Origin of the sequence: Streptomyces polyasparticus (genome assembly GCF_014493765.1) — a bacterium.
In the GTDB taxonomy this organism is placed as follows: Bacteria; Actinomycetota; Actinomycetes; order Streptomycetales; family Streptomycetaceae; genus Streptomyces; species Streptomyces polyasparticus.
Genome location: NZ_JACTVJ010000091.1, coordinates 1 through 1,484 on the forward strand (window position 1 = coordinate 1; position 1,484 = coordinate 1,484).

General features: G+C 53.9%; 1 rRNA gene. It reads right to left on the bottom strand.

The window, feature by feature from the left end:
• Positions 1-1,484, bottom strand: a 23S ribosomal RNA gene (locus H9Y04_RS49025); the annotation flags it as partial.

Below are 1,484 nucleotides of genomic sequence, written 5' to 3' on the forward strand. Positions count from 1 at the left end.
AATTGGGCCCGACGTCGCATGCTCCCGGCCGCCATGGCGGCCGCGGGAATTCGTATCCAAGATTCGCCCGGCCAACATAGCCTTCTCCGTCCCCCCTTCGCAGTAACACCAAGTACAGGAATATTAACCTGTTTCCCATCGACTACGCCTTTCGGCCTCGCCTTAGGGGTCGACTCACCCTGCCCCGATTAACGTTGGACAGGAACCCTTGGTCTTCCGGCGAGCGGGCTTTTCACCCGCTTTATCGTTACTTATGTCAGCATTCGCACTTCTGATACCTCCAGCATGCCTCACAGCACACCTTCGCAGGCTCACAGAACGCTCCCCTACCCAACAACGCATCAGCGTCGCTGCCGCAGCTTCGGTGCATGGTTTAGCCCCGTTACATCTTCCGCGCAGGCCGACTCGACCAGTGAGCTATTACGCTTTCTTTAAATGATGGCTGCTTCTAAGCCAACATCCTGGCTGTCTGTGCCTTCCCACATCGTTTCCCACTTAACCATGACTTTGGGACCTTAGCTGGCGGTCTGGGTTGTTTCCCTCTTCACGACGGACGTTAGCACCCGCCGTGTGTCTCCCGTGATAACATTCTCCGGTATTCGCAGTTTGCATCGGGTTGGTAAGTCGGGATGACCCCCTTGCCGAAACAGTGCTCTACCCCCGGAGATGAATTCACGAGGCGCTACCTAAATAGCTTTCGGGGAGAACCAGCTATCTCCCGGTTTGATTGGCCTTTCACCCCCAGCCACAAGTCATCCGCTAATTTTTCAACATTAGTCGGTTCGGTCCTCCAGTTAGTGTTACCCAACCTTCAACCTGCCCATGGCTAGATCACCGGGTTTCGGGTCTATACCCTGCAACTTAACGCCCAGTTAAGACTCGGTTTCCCTTCGGCTCCCCTATTCGGTTAACCTTGCTACAGAATATAAGTCGCTGACCCATTATACAAAAGGTACGCAGTCACACGCCTAAGCGTGCTCCCACTGCTTGTACGTACACGGTTTCAGGTTCTTTTTCACTCCCCTCGCCGGGGTTCTTTTCGCCTTTCCCTCACGGTACTGGTTCACTATCGGTCAGTCAGGAGTATTTAGCCTTGGAGGATGGTCCCCCCATATTCAGACAGGATACCACGTGTCCCGCCCTACTCATCGAGCTCACAGCATGTGCATTTTTGTGTACGGGGCTGTCACCCTGTATCGCGCGCCTTTCCAGACGCTTCCACTAACACACACACTGATTCAGGCTCTGGGCTGCTCCCCGTTCGCTCGCCGCTACTGGGGGAATCTCGGTTGATTTCTTTTCCTCGGGGTACTTAGATGTTTCAGTTCCCCCGGTTCGCCTCATTAACCTATGGATTCAGTTAATGATAGTGTGACGAATCACACTGGGTTTCCCCATTCGGAAATCGCCGGTTATAACGGTTCATATCACCTTACCGACGCTTATCGCAGATTAGCACGTCCTTCATCGCCTCTGACTGCCAG